This is a genomic window from Mesorhizobium sp. M4B.F.Ca.ET.058.02.1.1, assembly GCF_003952505.1.
GTDB lineage: Bacteria > Pseudomonadota > Alphaproteobacteria > Rhizobiales > Rhizobiaceae > Mesorhizobium.
Genome location: NZ_CP034450.1, coordinates 4387679 through 4411525, shown reverse-complemented (window position 1 = coordinate 4411525; position 23847 = coordinate 4387679). Strand labels below are relative to the sequence as shown.

General features: G+C 65.1%; 21 protein-coding genes and 1 pseudogene. 12 read left to right on the top strand and 10 right to left on the bottom strand.

The genetic code is table 11. The annotated features are described in order from the left end of the window. Window positions 1-61 precede the first annotated feature (61 nt). Window positions 62-4861: an NAD-glutamate dehydrogenase gene (locus EJ073_RS21670; protein WP_126057578.1), complete on the bottom strand. Its 4800-nt coding sequence runs from the start codon at window positions 4859-4861 to the stop codon at window positions 62-64. 139 nt (window positions 4862-5000) lie between these two features. Between EJ073_RS21670 and EJ073_RS21665 the strand changes: the two genes are divergently transcribed. Further along, a complete protein-coding gene (locus tag EJ073_RS21665) occupies window positions 5001-5588 on the top strand; it encodes a peroxidase-related enzyme (protein ID WP_126057577.1) in 588 nt (195 codons plus the stop codon). Between the two features lie 148 nt (window positions 5589-5736). Further along, on the top strand, window positions 5737-6060 hold the full coding sequence (locus EJ073_RS21660; protein WP_126057576.1) for a YciI family protein: 324 nt from the start codon (window positions 5737-5739) through the stop codon (window positions 6058-6060). 4 nt (window positions 6061-6064) lie between these two features. Here EJ073_RS21660 and EJ073_RS21655 read toward each other — a convergent pair whose 3' ends face one another. Continuing rightward, on the bottom strand, window positions 6065-6679 hold the full coding sequence (locus EJ073_RS21655; protein WP_126057575.1) for a LysE family translocator: 615 nt from the start codon (window positions 6677-6679) through the stop codon (window positions 6065-6067). Window positions 6680-7096: 417 nt separating this feature from the next. Between EJ073_RS21655 and EJ073_RS21650 the strand changes: the two genes are divergently transcribed. Beyond that, window positions 7097-7723: a DUF1062 domain-containing protein gene (locus tag EJ073_RS21650; protein ID WP_126057574.1), complete on the top strand. Its 627-nt coding sequence runs from the start codon at window positions 7097-7099 to the stop codon at window positions 7721-7723. 56 nt (window positions 7724-7779) lie between these two features. On the opposite strand, the gene typA is transcribed toward EJ073_RS21650, so the two are convergent. After that, on the bottom strand, window positions 7780-9609 hold the full coding sequence (gene typA, locus EJ073_RS21645; RefSeq protein ID WP_126057573.1) for a translational GTPase TypA: 1830 nt from the start codon (window positions 9607-9609) through the stop codon (window positions 7780-7782). Window positions 9610-9810: 201 nt separating this feature from the next. Here typA and EJ073_RS21640 point away from each other — a divergent pair, with 201 nt between their 5' ends. Beyond that, window positions 9811-10089 carry a hypothetical protein gene (locus EJ073_RS21640; RefSeq protein ID WP_126057572.1) on the top strand — a complete coding sequence of 93 codons (279 nt, stop codon included), beginning with the start codon at window positions 9811-9813 and terminating at the stop codon, window positions 10087-10089. A gap of 170 nt (window positions 10090-10259) precedes the next feature. Here the strand turns inward: EJ073_RS21640 and EJ073_RS21635 are convergent, their stop codons facing one another. Next, entirely contained in the window at window positions 10260-11834 is a 1575-nt protein-coding gene (locus tag EJ073_RS21635; protein ID WP_126057571.1) for an alkaline phosphatase, read from the bottom strand. A 262-nt stretch (window positions 11835-12096) separates the two neighbouring features. Next, window positions 12097-13380: an MFS transporter gene (locus EJ073_RS21630; RefSeq protein ID WP_126057570.1), complete on the bottom strand. Its 1284-nt coding sequence runs from the start codon at window positions 13378-13380 to the stop codon at window positions 12097-12099. A gap of 77 nt (window positions 13381-13457) precedes the next feature. On the opposite strand from EJ073_RS21630, the gene EJ073_RS21625 reads away from it, so the two are divergent. Together EJ073_RS21625 and EJ073_RS21620 are read left to right on the top strand one after the other, a co-directional pair. Continuing rightward, window positions 13458-14075 carry a TetR/AcrR family transcriptional regulator gene (locus EJ073_RS21625; RefSeq protein WP_126057569.1) on the top strand — a complete coding sequence of 206 codons (618 nt, stop codon included), beginning with the start codon at window positions 13458-13460 and terminating at the stop codon, window positions 14073-14075. Between the two features lie 45 nt (window positions 14076-14120). Then, window positions 14121-14711, top strand: a complete 591-nt coding sequence (locus EJ073_RS21620) for a hypothetical protein (protein ID WP_126057568.1) — start codon at window positions 14121-14123, stop codon at window positions 14709-14711. 7 nt (window positions 14712-14718) lie between these two features. On the opposite strand, the gene ppa is transcribed toward EJ073_RS21620, so the two are convergent. The 5 genes and pseudogenes from ppa to EJ073_RS21590 form a co-directional block, all read right to left on the bottom strand. Then, window positions 14719-15261 (bottom strand): inorganic diphosphatase, encoded by a 543-nt coding sequence (gene ppa, locus EJ073_RS21615; protein WP_126057567.1) that lies wholly within the window; start codon window positions 15259-15261, stop codon window positions 14719-14721. Window positions 15262-15365: 104 nt separating this feature from the next. Beyond that, entirely contained in the window at window positions 15366-15872 is a 507-nt protein-coding gene (locus EJ073_RS21610) for a GNAT family N-acetyltransferase (protein ID WP_126057566.1), read from the bottom strand. 119 nt (window positions 15873-15991) lie between these two features. Then, a pseudogene (locus tag EJ073_RS21605) lies at window positions 15992-16629 on the bottom strand (TPM domain-containing protein). Window positions 16630-16634: 5 nt separating this feature from the next. Further along, window positions 16635-17423 carry a YgcG family protein gene (locus EJ073_RS21600; RefSeq protein WP_126057565.1) on the bottom strand — a complete coding sequence of 263 codons (789 nt, stop codon included), beginning with the start codon at window positions 17421-17423 and terminating at the stop codon, window positions 16635-16637. A 225-nt stretch (window positions 17424-17648) separates the two neighbouring features. Continuing rightward, window positions 17649-18287 (bottom strand): LemA family protein, encoded by a 639-nt coding sequence (locus tag EJ073_RS21590; RefSeq protein ID WP_126057564.1) that lies wholly within the window; start codon window positions 18285-18287, stop codon window positions 17649-17651. A 164-nt stretch (window positions 18288-18451) separates the two neighbouring features. On the opposite strand from EJ073_RS21590, the gene EJ073_RS21585 reads away from it, so the two are divergent. From EJ073_RS21585 to EJ073_RS21560, 6 genes are all read left to right on the top strand, one after another. Further along, entirely contained in the window at window positions 18452-18703 is a 252-nt protein-coding gene (locus tag EJ073_RS21585) for a hypothetical protein (protein WP_126057563.1), read from the top strand. A 12-nt stretch (window positions 18704-18715) separates the two neighbouring features. Then, a complete protein-coding gene (gene pdxY / locus EJ073_RS21580) occupies window positions 18716-19600 on the top strand; it encodes a pyridoxal kinase PdxY (protein WP_126057562.1) in 885 nt (294 codons plus the stop codon). Beyond that, window positions 19597-20364 (top strand): DUF429 domain-containing protein, encoded by a 768-nt coding sequence (locus tag EJ073_RS21575; RefSeq protein ID WP_126057561.1) that lies wholly within the window; start codon window positions 19597-19599, stop codon window positions 20362-20364. Before pdxY ends, EJ073_RS21575 begins: the two co-directional genes overlap by 4 nt. 146 nt (window positions 20365-20510) lie before the next feature. Next, window positions 20511-21155 carry a carbonic anhydrase gene (locus EJ073_RS21570; RefSeq protein ID WP_126057560.1) on the top strand — a complete coding sequence of 215 codons (645 nt, stop codon included), beginning with the start codon at window positions 20511-20513 and terminating at the stop codon, window positions 21153-21155. Between the two features lie 8 nt (window positions 21156-21163). Next, on the top strand, window positions 21164-21577 hold the full coding sequence (locus EJ073_RS21565) for a nuclear transport factor 2 family protein (protein ID WP_126057559.1): 414 nt from the start codon (window positions 21164-21166) through the stop codon (window positions 21575-21577). An 83-nt stretch (window positions 21578-21660) separates the two neighbouring features. After that, entirely contained in the window at window positions 21661-23709 is a 2049-nt protein-coding gene (locus EJ073_RS21560; RefSeq protein ID WP_126057558.1) for a M3 family metallopeptidase, read from the top strand. The last annotated feature ends 138 nt before the right edge of the window (window positions 23710-23847 follow it).

Here is a 23847-nt window from a genome sequence, read left to right as displayed (position 1 = left end):
CCATCTATCGGCTGGACACCGGCAGGGCAATGAGGGGCGGCGCCAGGCGTTTCGGAGATGGCTACATCCCCGTCAGATCGCTCATCAGCCCGGATGCCACCGACAGCCTCGACACAGTGATGTCGCCGCCCTCGGTCAGCGCCTGCAGCCGCTCGCGGATGCGCGCGACGCGTTCGCCGCCGGCCTCCAGCCAGGCCGTCACCGGGTCGGCCGCCTTGGCATGGGCGGTCAGCGCCGCAACCGCGATGCCGCGCCGGGCGGCGCCGATCGTGTCGGCCGCGCGTGAAAGCGCCAGCTGGTCGTAATAGTCCGGCGGCGAGATCGCGCGCGTCGCTTCCTCGATGCGCGGAATGCGGAAGGCGTCGCTGACGGCGAAGAAGGCCTTCGCCGCGGCGACGATATCGGCATTGGCGGTGCGCGCCGTCAGCGCGATATCCGGGATCAGTTCCCCGACATCGGCGAGCGCCAGCTGTCCGGCAAGCCTCTCCGGTGCCCCGGCCTTGAACAACCCATGCCGCCGCTCCTCGATCCGCTCGCGCGAATATGCCGGCAACAGCGAGGCGAGCTTCGGCTCCAACACCTTGCGTGCCTCCTGCAGCTCGGCGATGCGCTGGCCGAGCGGCGCGGTGCCGGCGTCGTTCTTCAGGTACCAGCCGCTGGTCATGAAGATGAGCCGGCTAACTGCCTGATAGAGATCGAGCTGCACTTGGCCGTCGATCTGGTTGTCGAGCGCGTCGATCTCGCGATAGAGCGCCGGCAGCGCGAAGCCGTCGCGCACCACGGCAAAGGTGCGCACCACGTCGGCGGCGGTGCGTCCGGTGGCCTCCTGCAGCCGGTTGACGAAGGACGGACCGCCGCGATTGACGAGGTCGTTGGCGACCACGCGAGCGATGATCTCGCGGCGCAGCCGGTGGCCGTCGATCTCGGCGGCGTATTTCTTCGCCATCCGGTCCGGGAAATAGCCAAGCAGATCGCGCTCGAAATGCGGATCGTCAGGCACGTCGCTGGCGACGATGTCGGAGAACAGCACGATCTTGGCATAGGCGAGCAGCACGCCGAGTTCGGCCCGGGTCAACGGCTCGCCACGCGCCTCGCGCTCGGCAAGGGCCGCCGGGGACGGCAGCGTCTCGACCGCACGGTTGAGCAGACCGCGCGCCTCCAGCGCCGTCATGAAGCGGCTCTGATGCGCGATGTCGGCCAGCCCGCGCTTGCGGGCGATCGAGAGCGCCAGCGTCTGCTGGTAGTTGTTGGACAGCACCAGCCCGCCGACCTCGCCGGTCATCTCCGAGAGCAATTTGTTGCGCGCCGGCCGGGCTAGCTGGCCTTTGCGCATGGCCGATGCCAGCGCGATCTTGATGTTGACCTCGACGTCGGAGCAGTTGACGCCGGCGGAATTGTCGATGGCGTCGGAATTACAGCGGCCGCCGGCAAGCCCGAATTCGATGCGTGCCCGCTGCGTGACGCCGAGATTGGCGCCCTCGCCGATGACTTTGGCGCGCACGTCGAGCGCGGTGACGCGGATGGCGTCGTTGGCGCGGTCGCCGACATCGGCGTTGGTTTCGGTCGAAGCCCTGAGATAGGTGCCGATGCCGCCGAACCACAGCAGGTCAACAGGCGCCTTGAGGATGGCATTCATGATCTCGACTGGCGTCGCGGTGGTCTTGCCAAGCCCGATCGCGGCGGCGGCCGCCGGTGGCAGCGTGATCGACTTCTGATTGCGCGAGACGATGACGCCGCCATCCGACAGTTTCGACTTGTCGTAGTCCTGCCAGGACGAGCGTGGCAGCGCGAACATGCGCTCCCGCTCGGCCATCGAGGCCGCCATGTCCGGATCGGGATCGATGAAGATATCGCGATGGTCGAAGGCGGCGATCAGCCGCGTCTGCGGCGACAACAGCATCCCGTTGCCGAACACGTCGCCCGACATGTCGCCGACGCCGACGACGGTGAAGGGCGAGGTCTGGATGTCGCGGTTCATCTCGCGGAAGTGCCGCTTGACCGCTTCCCAGGCGCCTTTGGCGGTGATGCCCATCTTCTTGTGGTCGTAGCCGGCCGAGCCGCCGCTGGCGAAGGCATCGTCCAGCCAGAAGCCGTGCTTCTCGGAGATCGCGTTGGCGGTGTCGGAGAAGGTCGCCGTGCCCTTGTCGGCGGCGACGACGAAATAGGGATCGTCAGGATCGCGCCGGACTACGCCGGCCGGCGGGATGACGCCGTCTATGCCGATATTGTCAGTGATCGACAAAAGGCTGGAGACATAGTTTTTGTAGGCCGAGGTGCCGGCCTCGAAGATGGCGTCGCGGCTGCCGCCGACGGGCAGACGCTTCGGATAGAAACCGCCCTTGGCGCCGACCGGCACGATGACGGCGTTCTTGACCTGTTGCGCCTTGACCAGGCCTAGCACCTCGGTGCGGTAGTCCTGGGCGCGGTCCGACCAGCGCAGGCCACCACGTGCGACCGGGCCGAAGCGCAGATGCACGCCCTCGACCTCGGAACCATAGACGAAGATCTCGCGCCACGGCCGCGGCGCCGGCAAGCCGTCGACCGCCTGCGAATCGAGCTTGATCGCCAGCGACTGCCCTCGCTCCTTCGTTCCGGCAACGAAATGATTGGTGCGCAGCGAAGCTTCGATTAGATTGAGGTAGCGGCGGATGATGGTGTCGTCATCGATATTGGGCACCTCCTCCAGCGCATCCTTGATCTTGGCCTTGAGATGCTTGGCCGCCACCACGCCTTCCGTTTCGGCCGCCGGCCCGAGGCGGGCGACGAACAGCGCATGCAGGCCGCGCGCGATGTCGGGATAGCGGTTGAGCGCGGCTGCGATGAAATCCTGGCTCTGCGGAATGCCGGCCTGCTGCAGGTAGCGCCCATAGGCGCGCAGGATGGTGATCTCGCCCGACCACAGGCCGGCCGTCTGGGCAAGGCCATTGTAGCCGTCATTGTCGACGTCGCCGCGCCAGACCGACAGGAACGCATCCTCGAAAAGCCCGCCGCCGCCGGAAAGGTCGATCGGCTTACCGTAGCTGTTCTCCAGCTCCATGTCGTGGATGAAGACCATGCTGGACGGGTCCTCGCCGACCTCGAATGTGCGCTCGCTGATGACGCGGAAGCCGATGTTCTCCAGAACCGGCACCCGCCGCGACAGCGCCACCGGGCTGCCGTGGTGATAGATCTTCAGCGCCGCCTGATTCGGCTTCTGATCGGCGTGGCGGTAGTAGTCGATAGCTATCGGATTGGCCGCGCTGATTTTGGCGATGCGCCCGGCATCGGCCAGTGCCACCGCCGGAGAGAAGCTGTCGCGGTAGCTTTCGGAGAAGCGCGCTGCGATTGCCGTCAGCGCTCTCTCCGTGCCGGTTTCGGCCGCGGTCTCGCGCAGCGCATCGTCCCAGGTGCGCACGATGTCGCGGATCGCCGCCTCGATCGTTGCCTGCTCGACCTTCGGCGTCTTGCCGCCGGAGCGGCCGATGATGAAGTGGACGCGCGCCAGCCCGCCCTCGGGGAAGGCCGGATAGTAGGCCGACAGCCGGCCCGCGAAGACGGTCTTGAGGTAGGTGCCGATCTTCTCGCGCGCGACGCTGTCGTAGCGGTCGCGCGGCACGAAGACGAGGATCGAGACGAAACGGTCGAACTGGTCGACGCGCACCAGTGCCCTGACGCGCGGCCGCTCGATCAGGCCGAGGATCGCCTCGGCATGCTTCCTCAAGATCGGCACCGGGACCTGGAACAGCTCGTCGCGCGGGTAGCTTTCCAGCACGTTGATCAGCGCCTTGCCGGAATGGTCGTTCGGATTGAAGCCGGATTTGGCGATGATGGTCTCGGCCTTGGAACGCAGATAGGGGATCTTCATCACCGAGCGCGTGTAGGCGGTCGAGGTGAACAGGCCGACGATGCGCAATTCGCCGGAAAGCGTGCCCTTGGCGGTGTAGGTCTTGACGCCGATGTAGTCGAGATAGATGCGCCGGTGCACCGCAGACTTGGCGTTGGCCTTGGTGACGATCAGTGGCTCCGGCCCATGCAGGAAGGCGCGGATTTCGGGCGTCGTCGTCACCGCTTCGGTACCACGCCTCAGCACCAGAACATCCGGGTCGGAGAGGATGCCGAGCCCTGGCTTGTCGGCGCGCTCCAGCGTGCCGCTCTTTTCGCCGCCGGTGTATTTGAACTCGCGCATGCCGAGGAAGGTGAAATTGTCGTCGCGCAGCCATTCGAGGAAGGCAATCGCCTCGGTGACATGCGCCTTGTCGAGCGGCACCGGCGCGTAGCGGAATTCCGAGATCGCCTGGTCGAGGCGGGCAAGCATCGGCTTCCAGTCGGTGACGGCGGCGCGCACCTGGACCAGCAGCTTCTTCAAATGCCCGGCCAGCGCGTCGGCCAGTTCGGCGGAAAGGCGCCCGATGTGGACATGCACGACGCTCAGCCGGTCGTGGCTGCCGTCGTCCTTGGCGTATCCGCCATCGCCGAGGATCTCCTCCACGCCGCCCTTGCCGTGCCTGACGGCGACGACGGGATGGGTGACCAGCAACGGCTCGCCGGCGGTCTCGGTGATCTCACCGAGGATGGAATCGAACAGGAACGGCATGTTGTCGTTGACGACGGTGATCACCGTCACCGGCCGGCCCTGGCGCGCCACGCCGGACTCGGTGTCGATGGCGACGATCGAGTCGCCCTTCTTGTGCCTGGCGATGGCGCGGCCGGCGAGGTCGGCGGCGCGCTCGAGGTCGGCGACCTCATAGGCAGCGACGTCTTCCGCCGGCGCGCGAGCCAGAAGGTAGTCGGCAAGCCGGCCTGGTCTCTCGCCGCCCTTCGCCGCGCCTCCCTTTGCTGGAACCGTCTTTTTCGGCTGGCTTGCGGTTTTGAGGCTGGCCATGATGCGAAGTCCCTCCCGTCACATGCTTTTGCGATTATGGTAGCAGATGACCGCCATTTGGCGACAAAGGTTTGACGGCTTGCAAAGATTCTTCGGGATTTTGATCGCAAATCGGCAGCGAATGAGAAGGACGAGCCCAATGAGCGCCAGGAAGACCGCCAAAACCACCGGCAAGATCACCGCGCTCGACCTCGCCCAGGCTGAACTCAGCGAGGCGACGAAAGCCTATTTCGTCAAATGCGAGGAAAAGCTCGGCCTGGTGCCCAATGTGCTGAAAGCCTATGCCTTCGACGAGAAGAAGCTGCGCGCCTTCACCGACATGTACAACGATTTGATGCTGGGCGAGTCCGGCCTGTCGAAGCTGGAGCGCGAGATGATCGCCGTCGTCGTCTCCTCGATCAACCATTGCTACTATTGCCTGACCGCGCATGGCGCGGCGGTGCGCCAGCTTTCGGGCGATCCTTCCCTCGGCGAGATGACGGCGATGAATTTCCGCGCCGCCGACCTCTCACCCAAGCAGACCGCGATGCTCGAATTCGCCGTCAAGCTGACGGAGGAACCGGCGAAGATCATCGAGGCGGACCGCGCCGCCTTGCGCAAGGCCGGCTTTTCCGACCGCGACATCTGGGACATCGCCTCGACCGCCGCCTTCTTCAACATGTCGAACCGCGTGGCCGCGGCCGTCGACATGCGACCGAACGATGAATACCACGCCATGGCAAGATAGCCGGGCTGGTCACCTCAGTTATTGGCATCGCGCATTCGCATTGCTTCTTCGCTGTTTTGGTCCGATGATCAACGATTGCGGCATAGCCGCATGTCGCTAGCGGCACGGCCGCATGCCGGTTCGCTGCCGCCGATCAAGGGAGGAGAACATGGCGAAGTTTCTCTATGTCTATCACGGCTCCGGCAAGATGCCGACCGACGAAGCCGAGCGGAAGGCGGCGATGGATGCCTGGAACGGCTGGTACGGCAAGCTCGGCTCGGCCGTGGTCGACGGCGGCAATCCGGTCGGCATGTCGAAAACGGTGCTGCCCAGCGGCAAGGTCGAGAACAATGGCGGCAGCAATCCGACCGCCGGCTACACCGTCGTCGAAGCCAGGGATATCGACGATGCCGTCGCCAAAGCCAAGGATTGCCCGATCCTGATGAATCCCGCCTTCAGCGTCGAGATCGCGCCTATCATCGAGATGATGTAGCCGTTCAGGAACGGGCAGCGATGGCCGCGGCGGCCCCTGCCATGGTGGTGGCGCTGACGCGGTTGGCGATCTTCATCGCCCGCTTGCTCTTCAGAAGCTTGCGCGCCTGCGCGGCGGCGAGCACCCAGGCAAGATCGATGGCGACCAGGACCACCGCCATGGTCGCCGTCAGCTCCATCCAGCCGACGACGCTGACCGAGGCGAGATCGATGATAGTCGGCAGCAGCGCCAGGTAGAACATCATGATCTTGGGGTTGCCTAATGTCACCGCCATGCCGGCGAAGAACAGTTTTGCCGGCGAATCCTCGCGCGGCATCTCGCCTTCCTTTGCCTCGACGGGTGCGGTCCACATCTTCCACGCCAGATAGGCGAGATAGGCGACGCCCGCCCATTTCACGGCGACGAAGGCGAGATGAAAGGTCTGCGCCACCACGGCCAGCCCGAACACTGCCAGCGACAGCCAGATGCCCTCGCCGATCCACATGGCGAGCAGGAATGGGAACACGTCGCGAAAACCCTTCGCGATCACCCTTGCGACAAGGGCGGCGATCGACGGGCCGGGCGAACCGGCGGCCACGAAAAGCGCGGCAGCGAAGATCAGCAGCGAGGTGATATGCATGGCCAAAATCTCCGATCGAGGTTTGGCCGCCAATCTAGCCAGCAACGGCAGCATTGGCAAAGAACAAGCAATCGCTTCGGTCGGGCGGGGCGCCGATCTCGACAATTGCCGCCTTGCCGTTCCCGTCGGCCGCGGCTAGAAGAGCCGCCCCGACATTCATTTCGAGCTTCACTTTGCCTCAGTAACCGCCGGTCTCGTCAACTCTCCTGAAAACACAGGGCGCTGCAGTTGCGGCGTCCCGATCATTTCATGTGTTCCTCAGGCGGCGGTTCGAGACCGGTTTGGCATTGCTGAACCTGTCGCGCGCTGCGCGACGCCTGATTTCCTTAAAGCCGCAGCTCTCCAGCCACGCCGTGCCCGCCCGGGCAACTCGACATCGCCGACCTGGCGAACTTCCCGACGGGAAGGGCTTTCGGCATGTCCGGACTTTTGCGTATCCGCTGGGCGATCGCGCCCGAAATCGCGCCTCGACCTCTCATCAACTGCAATCGCTGCCGCGGCCTCAGGCCGTATCGATCGAGCGGCAAGTTCCGCGTCAACGCCAACGGCAAGCGCATCGACGCCTGGCTGATCTACCGCTGCGTCGACTGCGACAATTCCTGGAATTTCGCCATTTTCGAGCGCCGCAGCCGCCACGACATCGAGCCGGCGCTGCTTGCGGCACTCGAAAGCAACGACCCGGCGCTGGCCCGGCGTCATGCCTTCGATGCCGCCGTACTGAGGAGCCACGTCGGACGCATCGAGGAGTTCCCAGACGTCGCCATTGAAAGGTATGTGCTGGAACGCCGGCCGGAACATACGACCGTGCTGGACCTGCGGCTCACTCTGGAAATGCCTGTGCCCTTGCGGCTCGACCGGTTGCTGGCTGGCGAACTCGGCGTCTCGCGCTCGCGGCTTCAGGCCTGGGAGGAGCGGCGGCAGCTTTGCGTCGAGCTTGATGGCGCCAGGGCGCTGCGCAGGCCGCCGCGCGACGGCATGGCCATCCGTATCGATCTGAGCGACGAACCGGATCGCGACACCATCGTCGCCGCTGCCGGCGCGTGAAACGAAAAAGGGAGGGAGCAGTGCTCCCTCCCTCGATGATTGCTCAGGCGAAGACCTTACGCCGCGCCGACCGCCTTGGCCGACTTCTCGAAACGCTTACGTTCGTTCGGGTCGAGATAGAGCTTGCGCAGCCGGATCGTCTTCGGCGTTACCTCGACCAGCTCGTCGTCCTGGATCCAGGCCAGCGCGCGCTCCAGCGTCATGCGGATCGGCGGGGTCAGCTTCACCGCCTCGTCCTTGCCGGCGGCGCGGATGTTGGTGAGCTTCTTGCCTTTCAAAACATTGACCTCGAGGTCGTTGTCGCGGCTGTGGATGCCGATGATCATGCCCTGATAGACCCTGACGCCGGGATCGATGACCATCGGGCCGCGGTCTTCCAGGTTCCACATCGCATAGGCGACCGACTCGCCCTGCTCGTTGGAGATCAGCACGCCATTGGTGCGGCCGGGCAGTTCGCCCTTGTAGGGCTCATAGGCATGGAACAGCCGGTTCATCACGGCGGTGCCGCGCGTGTCGGTCAAGAGCTCCGACTGGTAGCCGATCAGGCCGCGTGTCGGGGCATGGAAGACCAGGCGCTGGCGGTTGCCGCCGGACGGGCGCAGCTCGACCATCTCGGCCTTGCGCTCCGACATCTTCTGCACGACGACGCCGGCATGCTCCTCGTCGACGTCGATGACGACCTCCTCGACCGGCTCCAGCAGCTCGCCGTTCTCGCCCTTCTGCATGACGACGCGCGGCCGCGACACGGCGATCTCGAAGCCTTCGCGGCGCATCGTCTCGATCAGCACCGCAAGCTGCAATTCGCCACGGCCGGAGACGAAGAAGGAATCCTTTTCCGGCGATTCCTCGATCTTCAGCGCGACATTGCCCTCGGCTTCGCGCAGCAGGCGGTCGCGGATGACGCGGCTGGTCACCTTGTCGCCCTCGGTGCCGGCGAGCGGGCTGTCATTGACGAGGAAGGACATGGTCACCGTCGGCGGATCGATCGGCTGCGCATGCAGCGGCTCGGTCACCGTCGGGTCGCAGAACGTGTCGGCGACGGTGCCCTTCGACAGGCCGGCGATGGCGACGATGTCGCCCGCCTGGGCTTCTTCGATCGGCTGGCGCTCGAGGCCGCGGAAGGCGAGAATCTTGGAGACACGGCCGGTCTCGATCTGGGTGCCGTCATGGTGCAGCACCTTGACCGCCTGATTGGCCTTCAGCGAGCCCGACTCGATGCGGCCGGTGATGATGCGGCCGAGGAAGGGATTGGCTTCCAGGATGGTGCCGATCATGCGGAACGGGCCGGGATGCACCGTCGGCGCCGGCACGTGCTTGACGACGAGATCGAACAGCGGCGCCAGGCCCTGATCCTTCGGGCCTTCGGGGTTTTCCGAGACCCAGCCGTCGCGGCCCGAACCGTACAGGATCGGGAAGTCGAGCTGCTCGTCGGTGGCGTCGAGCGCGGCGAAGAGATCGAACACCTCGTTGACCACCTCGACGTGGCGGGCGTCCGGGCGATCGATCTTGTTGATGACGACGATCGGCTTCAGGCCGACCTTGAGCGCCTTGCCGACGACGAACTTGGTCTGCGGCATCGGCCCTTCGGCGGCATCGACCAGCACGATCGCCGAATCCACCATAGACAGGATGCGCTCGACCTCGCCGCCGAAATCGGCGTGGCCGGGCGTGTCGACGATGTTGATGCGGGTGCCATGCCAGTCGACCGAAGTCGCCTTGGCCAGGATGGTGATGCCGCGTTCCTTTTCGAGGTCGTTGGAATCCATGGCGCGCTCGGCGACGCGCTGGTTGTCGCGGAAGGCGCCGGACTGTTTCAAGAGCTGGTCGACGAGGGTGGTTTTTCCATGGTCGACGTGCGCGATGATCGCGATATTGCGGAGGTTCATGTGTCTGGTCTCGGGAGCGTTGCGGGCAGCAGGCCCAGAGGCGCCGCCTTTTTCGGTTGCGCGGCTCATACAGGGTTTTTCGCATTTGCGAAAGGGGAGGCTCGTACCCAAATATGTGGTTACCAATTGTTAAGCGTCTTTGCGTCAAATGTATCAATTCACCAGGGCGGAACCTTTCGGGGTCCAGGCAGTTCGATTCCCATGACCGATCAACTCACCAGATTGCGTCCAACCGTGGCATGGGCAACGCTTGCCGTTCTGCTGGCGGTTGGCGGGGCGCAGTCCGCCGCGACGCTCAAGGGAAATCCGGCTTTGCCCGCCGATACGCAGACGGCCGAGCAGATGTTCGCCGACGCCCCCGATGGCGTCGACCCGGTGGTGACCGGCGCCGTCAGCGCCGCTTTCAAGCAGCGACAGAAGGATGCCGGCTGCGACAGCGCCGTTTGGCCGAAGATTCCCGCTGTCTGCTATCCGGACTGACGGCCAGCGGTCGCGGTCGTCCTCCTGGAGACTGTTTCGAAATTCGCTCCGGCGAGTCATATGGTGGTGGTTTCGAGAACCGGAGCGGAGCGGACAATTTGGGTCCGTGAGCACCGGAAGCGCAGAAAACGCCAGCAGATGGCCGCCGGAGTAGAATTTCCAACAGTCTCCTAAGCCGAGCGCACCGGATCGAGCGTCACCTTGTAGAGCTCATTGTCGTCGCGATCCATCAGCCGCACCGTCAGCTGCTCGGTGGCGCCTGAGATGTCGACCAGGCCGAAGAACTGCAGGCCGGCCGACGGCGGCAGGTTCTGGCCCTGCTCGGCGGTCGGCGCCTTGATGAACTTCAGCTCCGGTCCGAAGGTCATGTCGAAATCGTTGGGCCCGAACGTGCCGGCATGGATCGGGCCTGAGACGAATTCCCAGAACGGATTGAAGTCCTGGAACTGCGCCTTGTCGGGGTTGTAGTAGTGCGCGGCCGTGTAGTGGACGTCGGCCGTCAGCCACACCGTGTTGCTGATGCCGGCATTCTTGATGTAGCGCAGCAGATCGGCGATCTCGAGTTCGCGCCCTTTGGGCAGGCCGTTGTCGCCGTTGCTGACGGCCTCTGCGCCCACTTTCTTGGTGCCGTCATTCCAGACGACGAGGCCAAGCGGCATGTCGGCGGCGATGATCTTCCAGGTCGCCCTTGAATTGGTCAGCTCGCGTTTCAGCCACTTGGTCTGCTGCTCGCCCAGCATGCGCGATTCCGGCGTCATCGTGTCCTGCATGTCCGGGCCGTTCGGGCCGCGATAGGAGCGCAAGTCCAGGAAGAACACGTCGAGCAGCGGCCCGTAGGCGATCTTGCGGTAGACGCGGCCTGGCTCGGCCGGCTCATAGCGGATCGTCGTCATCTCGTGGAAGGCGCGCGCCGCGCGCGCCGCCAGCACATGGATGGATTTTTCCGAATAGCGGTCGTCACTGCTGAGGTCCTTCGAATCCGACCAGTTGTTGACGACCTCGTGGTCGTCCCACTGGTAGAAGGTCGGGCAGATGGCGGAGAGGCCCAGCACGTTCTTGTCCATCATGTTGTATTTCCACTGCGCCCGGTATTCGTCGAGCGTCTGCGCCACCTTGCGCTTCTCGTCGATCAGCACGGCGTTCTTCCATTTGCCGCCGCCGGGCAGGTCGACCTCATCCTTCATCACGCCGTCGGCATAGATCGTGTCGCCGGAGTGCAGGAAGAAATCGGGCGTGTGCTTACCGATGGTGGCGTAGGTCTTCATGCCGGTCTCGTCGATGCCCCAGCCCTGGCCGGCGGTGTCGCCCGACCAGGCGAAGCGAATGTCGCGCTTGGAGGCCGGCGCAGTGCGGAACCGGCCGACGATCGGCTCGGAGACGGCGTTGACGTCGGCGAGATCGGCGGCCGTCATGCGGTAGAAGATGTCCTGGTCGGCGGCGAGATCGGTGAGCAGCCGCTTCACCGTGTAGTCGCTGGCCGGCGACGTATCGAGCGGCGCGAGCCTGGTCGCGTTGGCGAAGCTCTCCGTCGACGAGACTTCGAACATCACCCGCGCCGGGCGGTCCGTGCGCGTCCACACCATGCCGCTTCCAGCATCGACGTCGCCCGACTGGACGCCATGGGTGAAGGCCGGACGCTGGCTGGCGCGCGAATAATAGGGCAGCGCGAGGCCCGAGGTGCCGACCAGGCCGAACGCGCTCGCCGAGGTGACGAAGGCGCGGCGGGTCATCGAGATCTTGTTCATGGCTGTCTCCGGGATGGCATTGAACGGGACCGCCAAGCTCCCGCCTCAATGTTTCAGGCGCATCTCGGAACCATGAAGTTTTTCTGACAACCAACAGGTGTCTTTACCTTCTCCCCCTGTGGGAGAAGGTGGATCGGCGCGATAGCGCCGAGACGAATGAGGGGTACTGGAAGGAATGGGACGTCGGTGTCCTCTGGAACACCCCTCATCCGTCGCCTTCGGCGACACCTTCTCCCACAAGAGGAGAAGGGGCAGTCGTGTCCTACGCCGGCTGCGGCTCCGGCTCGAAGGCCGGCTTGCTCGTGTTGATCAAGAGCGAGATGCAGGCCGCCGCGATGCCCGTCATGCCGGCGATCAGGAAGGCCAGCTCGTAATTGCCCTGCAGCTCGCGCATCGTGCCGCCGAACGCCGCGGCCGCCGCCGCGCCGACCTGGTGGCCAGCGACGATCCAGCCGAACACGATCGGCCCGCTGCGGTCGCCGAAGGCCTCGTTGGCGAGCCTCAGCGTCGGCGGCACGGTGGCGATCCAGTCGAGCCCATAGAGCACGGCGAAAATGATCAGGCTGACCGCCGAGAAGCCGGAATAGGGCAGGTAGATCAGCGACAGGCCGCGGATGGCATAGTAGACGCCGAGCAGCTTGCGCGGGTCGAAGCGGTCGGTGAGCCAGCCCGACAGCGTCGTGCCGATCAGGTCGAAGATGCCCATCATCGACAACAGGCCGGCCGCCTGCACCTCGCCGATGCCCATGTCGCCGCAGAAGGCGATGAGATGCGTGCCGACCAGCCCGTTGGTGGTGAAGCCGCAGATGAAGAAGGTGGCGAACAGGTACCAGAACACCCGCGTGCCGGCGGCGCGGCGCAACGTGCTGAGCGTGTGCGCCAGAAAATTGCCCTGCGAGGCGGGCGATACCGGCGGCACGTCATCCGGATCGGCGCCATAGCGCACCTGGCCGATCGAGGCCGGACGCTCCGGCACCAGCAGCCACACCACCGGCACCAGGGCGGCGGTGGCGATCGCGATGGCGATGGCGACCGGCTTCCAGCCACCCGCCTGCGCCAGCGAGGCGAGCAACGGCAGGAAGACAAGCAGGCCGGTGGCGCTCGAAGCCGACATCAGCCCCATCACCAGGCCGCGATTGGTCTTGAACCAGCGATTGACGATGGTGGCGCCGAGGACGGTTGCGACCGCACCCGAGCCGATGCCGGAAAGCACGCCCCAGGTGATCAGCAGATGCCACGGCTTGGTCATCAGCAGGCTGAGCGCCGTCGAGCCCGACATCACCAGCAACGAAATTAGCAGCGTGCGGCGCAGCCCGATCCGCTCCATCAGGGCTGCCGCGAACGGCCCGGTCAGGCCATAGAGGAAGATGCCGATCGCGGCAGCCAGCGAGACCACGTCGCGCCGCCAGCCAAGACTCTCCTCCAGCGGCAGCATCATCACCGACGGCGCCGAACGAAGCCCGGCCGCGATCAGCAGGCAAAGAAAGATAACGCCGACCACGACGAAAGCGTAGCGCTGGCCAAACGGACGAGACTGAGCTATCATGTTACTGACCGGTACGTTGCAATTGGATGGGGCTATGAATACGTACCGGTCAGTAACATTGTCAAGCGAGTCGTGGCATGCCACCGGACAAAAAAATTGAAGCATCCATCAGCGGGGATCACGCGCCAGCGCGTCCGAAGGCCGCCGACAAGATTCTCGACGTGGCGCGCGACCTGTTCTACCGCGAAGGCATAAGAGCGATCGGCGTCGACGAGATCGTCAAGCGCGCCGGCGTCACCAAGCCCAGCCTCTACCGCAGCTTTCCCTCCAAGGACGAACTCGCCGCCTCCTATCTGCGCAAATACGATCTCGAATTCTGGGAGCGCTTCGACGAGGCTGTCGATGCGCATCCGGGCGACCCGCGCGCGCAGATCGTGGCTTTCCTCACCCGCGTCGGCAAGCGCACGCAAAAACCCGACTATCGCGGCTGCGGCATGACCAATGCGGCGGTGGAATATCCCGATCACAGTCATCCGGCGCGCATCGTCAGTGAGACCAACAAGCAGGAACTGCGCCGCCGCCTGCGCGCCATGGCGGCCGCAATGGGCGCCGCCGATGCCGACACGCTTGGCGACGGCCTGCTGCTGCTGATCGAGGGCGCCTATATCAGCGGCCAGCTGTTCGGCCTCGGCGGACCGGCGGCGTCGGTCGCCCGCAACGCCGATTTGCTGATCGAAGCCAGCTTGAAGAAATAGCGATTGGCGGTACGCTCCCGGCAACTCGAAACGGAGTTGTCCGCCATGCGTGCGCCTCTGATCCCGCTTGCCCTCGCCGGTCTCTGCCAGGCGGCCCATGCCGGCGACATATCCAGCGCCTACACCGATCTGGACTGGGAGAGGGATTGCGTAACCTATGCGCAGGCGGCCGAGGGCGAAGGCGATTGGGCGAGCCTCGCCTGCTCCGGCTATCGCGGCTACCCCGTGCTGATCGGCTACGACGATGCCCGCGAATCGCTGTTCTACGGGTTCCCGTCCGGCGACATGACCTCGGTCTGGGAAAGCTTCTCCGGCCTCAACACGGCCGGGCCCAAGGTGGAATGGCGCATCGAGACCAACGGCGACGTCGCCATCCCCTTCGCCGTCATCCACCGCCGCGAGGTCAGCAATCCCGATGACGAGAACAAGCCGACCCAGGTGCTGGTCGTCGCCAAGGTGGCCCAGCCGGACACCCAGCAGGGCTGCACCATCGGGCTGGTGCTGGCCACCGGCAACCCGCAGGCCAACGACCAGGCGCGCAAGCTCGCCGACGAGAAGGCGAAAGGCTTCGCCTGCGGCAAGGACAAGCGCGAGGTGATCGGCAGCGTGCCGGACTTCGGCCGGGTGGATAACTGAGCCGAGACTACTTCGCCGCCTTCGCCACCTTCGCCCGTTCGATTGCCTCGACGATCATCTTCTTGGCGTATTTGGAATCGTGCCAGCCCTCGATCTTGACCCATTTGCCGGGCTCGAGATCCTTGTAGTGCTCGAAGAAGTGCTGCACCTGATCACGCGTGATCTCGGGCAGATGCGTGTACTCGGTGACGTTCTCGTAGCGCAGCGTCAGCTTCGGCGACGGGACGGCGATCACCTTCTCGTCCTGGCCGGCATTGTCTTCCATGATCAGCACGCCGATCGGCCGCACATTGATGACGCAGCCCGGCACCAGCGCGCGCGTATTGCAGACCAGCACGTCGATCGGATCGCCGTCGCCCGACAGCGTGTGCGGCACGAAGCCGTAATTGCCGGGATAGCGCATCGAGGTATGCAGGAAGCGGTCGACAAACAGCGTGCCGGCCTCCTTGTCCATCTCATACTTGATCGGCTCGCCGCCGATCGGCACTTCGATGATGACGTTGACGTCTTCCGGCGGGTTCTTCCCGGTGGCAATCGCTTCGATGCGCATAACTCAAATCCCTCTCTCGATTTGTCAGACCGATAGCGGCGGACGCGTCATGGTGCAATGCGGCGAATCGTGCGGGGAGAATAACAACGCCGAAACGCGGGCGTTCATTCCCAGACGAAGGCGACCTTCTTCAGCGCCTTTTGCTCGAATATCTCGACGCCTTCGGCGATGTCGCGGCCGCCGGCGCCAGCATAGAAAGCGAGCGCGTTCTGGTTGTCCTCAAGCGCCCAAACCACCATGCCGCGCAGGCCGTGGTCGGCTAGGCGCGCGCGGGCCGCGCTGAACAGCCGGCTGCCGAGCCCGATGCCTTGGTATTCCGGGCGCAGATAAAGCTCGTAGATCTCGCCCTGCTGGCGGAGTTCACGGGCGCGATTCTTGCCGATCGTGGCGTAGCCGGCGATCGTGCCGCCAATCTCCACCACCAGCACGGTGGCGGCGCGGCGAATCGCGTTCGCCCACCAGTCGGCGCCGCGGCGGTTGATCATCGAGGTCAGCGTGCGGTGCGGAATAATGCCGGAATAGGCGCCGCGCCAGGCCTCTTGATGCACGTCGGCGATGGCCGCCGCGTCGCGCGGCTCGGCCTTCCTGATGTCGATGGTCAGCGTGTTCATGATTGGTTAACCATAAACCCGCATCGCCGGATTGCAAAGAGTCCGGCCCACGGCATCCGCGCTTTCGCACAGGCGAACAACAGGGCGCGGGAGGGCTCAGCGCAGGTTTAAGACTAATCTCAAATCTCGACGAGATGATCGTCCAGCTCGTTGGCATCGCCCGCTGTGACAGGGAAATGTTCGGCCAGCACCGCGCCAACCGATTCGACGGCCTTGATGAACCCGTCGGCGAGCCGGTCGTCGCCGGCATGCGCGGTAAGGTCGCGCACCACGCCGTCCCAGACATGCTGGCCGACCTTGCTGTTGATGCCGCTGTCGGCGACACCTCGGCATAGCGCTCGGCGATCGAGACGAAGACCAGCACGCCGGTGCGCGCAGCGGTGCGATGCACGTTGCGGGCAAGGAACTGCTTGACCGCGTTGAGATGCGCCGCCTGGTAACGCAGGTGGCGCGGCACGAAATGGATGCGCAATCCGGGCAGCGCCCACAAGAGCACCAGCACCGAGGCCAGCGCCAGGAGCTCGGCGAAAACAAAATGCGGCAGGCGGATCGACAGCCACCAGGCCTCCAGCCCATAGGCGACGGCAAGGGTGGCGACGAGCATGGCTAGCGTCGTCATGAAGGCGGCGGGAAAGAAATAGCCGTCGCTGGCATGCGCCACGACGCAGTAGATCTCGCCGTCGGTCCTCGCCTCGGCGGCGCGGATCGCCTCGGCGATGCGCTCATGATCCTGCGGACTGATCGGTCGTGTCGCCATGTGTCTCACCAGCTTCCCGAGGAGCCACCGCCGCCCGACGAACCGCCGCCACCGGAGAATCCGCCGCCTCCGCCGCCCGAGGACCAGCCACCGCCGGAGCTCCCCGAGGACCAGCCGCCGCTGGACGAGCGCTTGCCGGGCTCGAAGGTCATGCCTAGCCAGCGATAGCGGCCGGGGCCGATCCTCTGGCCGAAGATCGGTGGCAGGATGGAAGCGGCAAGGCTGAGAACGAGGATGGTGATCCAGACTGCGATGAAGATCGAGAAGAACAAATCGTCTGAATTGAATGGCGCCTGCTCGTTGCGCTTGCCGCGCGCCTCCAGTTCCTCCGGATTGCCTTCCAGCACCATGATCATGTCGTCGACGGCCTTGGTTATGCCTCCGGAGAAATCGCCGGCGCGGAAGGCCGGCACCATGTCGTTCTCGATGATCAGCTTGGTGTGCAGGTCGGTCAACGTGCCTTCCAGCCCATAGCCGACCTCGATGCGCATCCTGCGATCGTTCGGCGCCACCACGAGCAGGACACCGTTGTTCTCCTTGGCCTGGCCGAGCTTCCAGAACCGGAACAGCCGGTTGGCGTAAGGCTCGATCTCCTCGCCACCCAGGCTGGGGATGGTTGCGACGACGATCTGGTCGGAGCCCTTCTTCTCGAAATCGGCGAGTTTTTTCGTCAGCGCGGCTTTTGTTCCAGCGTCGATGATACCGGCATTGTCGACGACGCGACCGGTGAGCGCGGGCAGATCGGCGGCGAAGGCGGTGAGAGGGAGGAGGAGGAAGCAGACGAAGCTCAGCAAGACGCCAACGAAGGCGTTCTGGCGCGCGCCCCTATATCCTGCCGGACATCTCCCCCACTTGGGGGAAGATTGACGGCTCGACCACCAGCCCTCCCTTTCAGACGTTGGGGAATGGCGAAGGCGAACGCGACGAACAATCTCCCCCCTGGGGGGGAGATGTCCGGCAGGACAGCGGGGGGCGCGAAGGAACGCAAGGCTGGCAAGCTCGGTAAACTAACTCGTCGTTCAACCGCCCTGCTTCGTGCCGAAATCGACCTTCGGCGGCTGCATCTTGTCTTCCTCCACGGTGAAGTTAGCGAAGGGCTCGTTGCTGCGGAACCAGAAGGTCGCCCACAACACCGACGGGAAGGTCTTCAGCGTCAAATTGTAATCCTTGACCGCCTGGATGTAGTCGCGGCGCGCCACCGCAATGCGGTTCTCGGTGCCTTCGAGCTGCGCCTGCAGCGCCAGGAAGTTCTGGTTGGCCTTGAGGTCGGGATAGGCTTCCGACACCGCGATCAGCCGCGACAGCGCGCTGGTCAGCCCGGCCTGGGCATCCTGGAACTTCTTGAGGGCCTCGGGATCCTTCAGCGTTTCCGGCGTCACCGTGATCTGCGTCGCCTTGGCGCGCGCCTCGACCACGGCGTCCAGCGTGTCCTTCTCATGCGCAGCATAGCCCTTGACCGTCTCGACCAGATTGGGGATCAAGTCGGCGCGGCGCTGGTACTGGTTCAGCACCTCGCTCCAGGCCGCCTTGGCGTTTTCCTCCGCCGTCGGGATGGTGTTGTAGCCACAGCCGGCAAGCAGCGGCAGCACGATGGCCATCATCAGAATGGCCGGCAGATGGCGGAAGATGGAGGGGGAAGAGAGGCTCTGGGCAAGCATGATTTGGGTCCCTCGTCGGAAGTTGCACGCGAAGCATTACCACAATCCGCGTGCAAGAAAATGACCCGGCCGGAAAGCTTCCACTGCCATCCCGCTGCCCTGCAGGCAGGCCCTGTGAATGGCCGGGCGAACAGGCTAAGGTCCCGGCTGAACAGGACATTGCCATGGCCGAGCGCCAGGACAGCGACAAAGAATCGCGCCGTATTCTCGAGCGCGTGGAGCGGGAGACGAACCCGGGCGGCACGTCGTTCATCGCCCGGGCGGCGAAAGGCGCGCGCGACCATGTCAACGCCGCGGACGCCGACCGTTCGGACCGGATCGACTATTGGGGCACCCGCATCGGCAGGGTGCTGGGGCTCGTCATCGCCTTCGGCCTGCTGGCCTGGCTGGTGTATTTCGCCACGCGTGGCGGTTAGGACCGGACATCCATGAATGCTGAAAAAGCCGGCGCGCCGCGCGCGGTCATCGTCATCTCCAGCCATGTCGCGCGCGGCTCTGTCGGCAACCGCGCCGCCGTTTTTGCGCTGGAGACACTGGGCTTCCCGGTCTGGGCGGTGCCGACCATCGTCCTGCCCTGGCATCCAGGCCACGGCCGGGCAACCCGCATCGTGCCGCCGCTCGACCAGTTCAAGGCGCTGATGGCCGATCTCGAGCGCGCGCCCTGGCTGGGCGAGGTCGGCGCGGTGCTGTCTGGCTATCTGGGCGAGGCCGGCCAGGCCGAGGCCGTCGCCTCGCTGGTCACCGCCGTCCGGGAGAGGACGCCGAACGCCCTCTATATCTGCGATCCGGTGATGGGCGATTCCGGCGGGCTCTACGTGCCGGAGCCGACAGCGGCGGCCTTGCGCGACCGGTTGATGCCGATCGCCGACATCGCCACGCCCAACCGCTACGAGCTGGAATGGATGGCCGGGGCACCGCTTGCCGACCTGAAATCGGTGATGGCGGCAGCCCTTCACGCCGGTCCCTCGACCATGCTGGTCACCTCCGCGCCTTCGATGATGGCCGGCGGTACCGGCAACCTCCTGCTCGATTCCAGGCAGGCGTTGCTTGCCGAGCACCGCCTCATCGACAAGCCGCCGAACGGGCTGGGCGACCTGACGGCCGCCGTCTATCTGGCGCGCATCCTCTCCGGCCAGCCGCCGATCAAGGCGCTGCAGTCGACCACGGCCGCCGTCTACGAGATCCTGGCGCGGACCGCCAAACGCGGCGGCGACGAACTGCAGCTCGAGACCGACGCGCAGAGCCTGTCGCATCCGATGGCGATGGTGCAGCTGCGCCACCTCCTGCACCCGGAGCGGGACAAGCGGGCGTGACGGCCGGCGTGCTGGTCGGCGTCGACGGCTGCAAGGCCGGCTGGATCGCCGTCCATCGTCATCCGGATGCCGCTCCGTCGATCTCCGTCTTTCCAGGCTTTGCCGCTTTGCTCGCCGCATTGCCCGCCGGCGGCGCCACGATCGCCGTCGACATGCCGATCGGCCTCCCCGACTTCTCGCAAAGGGGAGGACGCGGCCCGGAGGCGATCGTGCGGCCGCTGCTTGGGCAGCGCCAATCGAGCGTGTTCTCGATCCCCTCGCGCGCGGCGCTCTATGCCGAGACGGACGGCTTCACCACGGTCGAGGCCTGGTACGCCGCGCATCGCCGCGCCAGCGAGGTCGCCAAGGCGAGTTCCGATCCGCCGCGCGGCGTCTCGATCCAGGCCTTCGGCATCTTTGCCAAGATCCGCGAGATCGATGCCCTGCTGATCGCGCGGCCGGAGTTGCGCGGCCGCGTCTTCGAATCGCACCCCGAGGTCGCCTTCTGCCGGCTGAATGGCGGCCAGGCCATGGCGCTGCCGAAGAAGGTCAAGGGCGCGATCAACCTCGCCGGGATGGAGGAACGCAAGGCGCTGCTATGCCGGCATGGCTATGAAAAGAGCTTCCTCGATCAGCCGGCACCGAAGGGAGCCGCCGCCGATGATTTTCTCGACGCGGCAGCGATGATGCTGATTGCCGGCCGCATCGCCAGTGGCGAGGCAAGGCCGAATCCGGACCCGCCGCTGTCGGATCGTTTTGGCATTCCAGTCGCCATCTGGGCATAGAGCGACAGGTTGAGCCATGTCCGCCGCATCGCGATTGCGACGGAGCCATCCGCAATTCGGCATTGCTCGCGACCGGCTTTTGCCGTTAGAGGCTTCTCCAGACTGAAAGTGCCGCATCCAACCCGGAAAGGGTCCAGACGCCGCCCATGCCCCATCTTCCCGAACATCTGCTCAACGGCTATCGCAATTTCATGAACGGCCGCTATCCGGCCGAAAGCGGGCGCTACCGCTCTCTGGCGCGCGAAGGCCAGGCGCCCGAGACGATGATCGTCGCCTGCTGCGATTCGCGCTCCGCCCCTGAGGCGATCTTCGATGCCGGCCCGGGCGAGTTGTTCGTGCTGCGCAATGTCGGCAATCTGGTGCCGCCCTATGCGCCGGACGGCGAATTCCATTCGACCTCCGCCGCGCTCGAATTCGCGGTGCAGAGCCTGAAGGTAAAGAACATCGTGGTGATGGGCCACGGCCGCTGCGGCGGTATCCGCGCGGCACTCGACCCGAATTCCGCGCCGCTCTCGCCAGGCGACTTCATCGGCAAGTGGATGAGCCTGATCGCGCCCGCCGCCGAGACCGTGTCGTCCAGCACCTTCATGACGGCGACCGAGCGCCAGACCGCCCTGGAGCGCATCTCGATCCGCTACTCGATCGCCAACTTGCGGACCTTCCCTTGCGTCTCCATCCTCGAAGGCAAGGGCAGGTTGTCGCTGCACGGCGCCTGGTTCGACATCTCGACAGGCGAGCTGTGGGTGATGAACAAGGAGACCGGCGATTTCGAGCGGCCGGATCTGGGGTGAGGCCCGCGATGCGGATCGTTTCCCAGGGAACCGCGATAGCCGCCGCGCTGTTCTTTTCGGTCCTCGCCGCCCGCGCCGATGACGGCGCGCTGATCGACCGCTGGTATTCGGCGCTGCTCGTCGCCGACCGGACGGAGCTCTCGGATTTGCTTGCCGACGACGTGCGCATCAAGCTCGACGACCTTGGCGTCGTGCAGACCAAGCAAGAGTTCATCGCCTCGATCGACGATTGGCAGGGCGCTGTCGCCGGCGCCGCGATCCGTCATCGCATCGAGAAGTCGGAAGCCGGCGTCACCACGGTGATCGCCTGCTACGACTTCCCCAACAACGACATGCTGATGCACGAGACCTTCTCCGTCGCCGGCAACCGCATCACCGCCAGCACGCAGGCGGCGATCGCCGAAAGCTGCGAGGCCTACTGACGGGCCCACCGCGCGGTTGCGCGCGACAAGCCCGCGCCCTACATCGGTCTCGCCTCCCATTGCCACCAATCGAAAGTTCTTCAATGTCATCAGCCGTCGATCTCGCCGCCCATCCGCTGACCAAATGGCAAGGGCCGCTCGGCCTGCCAGATTTCACCCGCATCGGCGATGGCGATTTTGGCCCCGTCTTCGACGCGGCGCTGAAGGCGCATGAGGCCGAGATCGATGCGATCGCCGGCAGCAGCGAGGCGTCGACGATCGAGAACACGCTGGCCGCGCTGGAACTCGCCGGCGAGGCGCTCGACCAGGTTTCGTCGATCTTCTGGTGTCGTGCCGGCGCGCACACCAATGAGGACATCCAGGCGCTGGAGCGCGACATCTCGCCGAAAATGTCCAGGCATTTCTCGGCCATCTCGATGAACGAGAACCTGTTTGCCCGCATCGACGACCTCTACCAGCGCCGCGAAAGCCTGAAGCTGGATGCAGAGACGCTGCGCGTGCTGGAAAAGACCTGGAAGGGTTTTGTCCGGTCCGGCGCCAAGCTCGACGCCGGCGGCAAGAAGCGGCTGGCCAGGATCAACGAAGAGCTGTCCTCGCTCGGCACCAGCTTCGGCCAGAACGTTCTGGCCGACGAGCGCGACTGGGCGCTGTTCCTCGACGCTGCCGATCTCGCCGGCCTGCCGGATTTCCTGAAAAGCGCCATGGCGGAAGCGGCCGAGATGCGCGGCCAGAAGGGCCGCTTCGCCGTGACGCTGTCACGCTCGATCTACGAGCCGTTCTCGACCTTCTCCGAGCGCCGCGACCTGCGCGAGATCGCCTTCCGCGCCTTCACCATGCGCGGCCAGAACGGCGGCGCCACCGACAACACCGAAGTGGTCCGCGACATGCTGAAACTGCGCGCCGAGAAGGCAAAACTGCTCGGCTACAACTCCTTCGCAGCGCTGAAGCTCGACGACACCATGGCCAAGACCCCGAAAGCCGTGCACGCGCTGCTCGACCCGGTATGGGAGAAGGCGCTGGAGAAGGCGGCGTTCGACCAAAAGGAATTGGAGCGGCTGGCGACAGAGGCCGGCAGCAACGAAAAATTCGCCGCCTGGGACTGGCGCTTCTACCAGGAGAAGCTGCGCGCCGAGAAATTCGCCTTCGACGAGGCCGAGCTGAAGCCATACCTGCAGCTCGAGCGCGTCATCGACGCCTGCTTCGACGTCGCGACGCGCTTGTTCGGCATCAGCTTCGAGGAGAAGCAGGGCATCGCGGCCTGGCATCCCGACGCGCGCGTCTTTGTGGTCAAGAACGGCGACGGCAGCGAGCGCGGCCTGTTCCTCGCCGATTACTTCGCCCGGCCCTCCAAGCGCTCGGGCGCCTGGATGAGCGCGCTGAAATCCGGTTATAAGCTCGGGCACGGTTCCAGGCCCGTTATCTACAACATCATGAACTTCGCCAAGCCGCCGGCCGGCGAGGCCGCACTCCTGTCGGTCGATGAGGCGAAGACGCTGTTCCACGAATTCGGCCATGCACTGCACGGCATCCTGACCGACGTCACCTGGCCGTCGGTCTCGGGCACGTCCGTGAGCCGAGATTTCGTCGAGCTGCCCTCGCAGCTCTACGAGCACTGGCTGACGGTGCCGGCGGTACTCGAAAAGCACGCGCTGCACGTCAAGACCGGCAAGCCGATGCCGAAGGACCTGCTCAACAAGATGCTCGCCGCCCGCACCTTCGGCGCCGGCTTCGCCACAGTCGAGTTCACCGCCTCGGCGCTGATCGACATGGCCTACCATGCGCGCCCCGACGCGCTGCAAGAGCCGCTTCGTTTCGAAGCCGAAACGCTCGACAAGCTCGACATGCCCGACAGCATCGCCATGCGCCACCGCACCCCGCATTTCGGCCATGTCTTCGCAGGCGACGGCTATTCGGCCGGCTACTATTCCTACATGTGGTCCGAAGTGCTCGACGCCGACGCCTTTGCCGCCTTCGAGGAGGCGGGCGATCCCTTCAACCCGGCATTGGCCGAGCGGCTGAAGCAAAACATCTACGCCGCCGGCGGCTCCAAGGATCCGGAAGAGCTCTACATGGCGTTCCGCGGCAAGATGCCGTCGCCAGAGGCGATGATGGCGAAGCGGGGGTTGGTGTGATTGGCTAATCTCCCCCCTCGAGGGGGAGATGGCCGCAAAGCGGCCAGAGGGGGTCGGTTCGACTGGACGCGAGCTCCTGCGGCAGATGGAGCCTAGCGCTTCACGCGCGAGGACCCCCTCTGTCGCCTTTGGCGACAT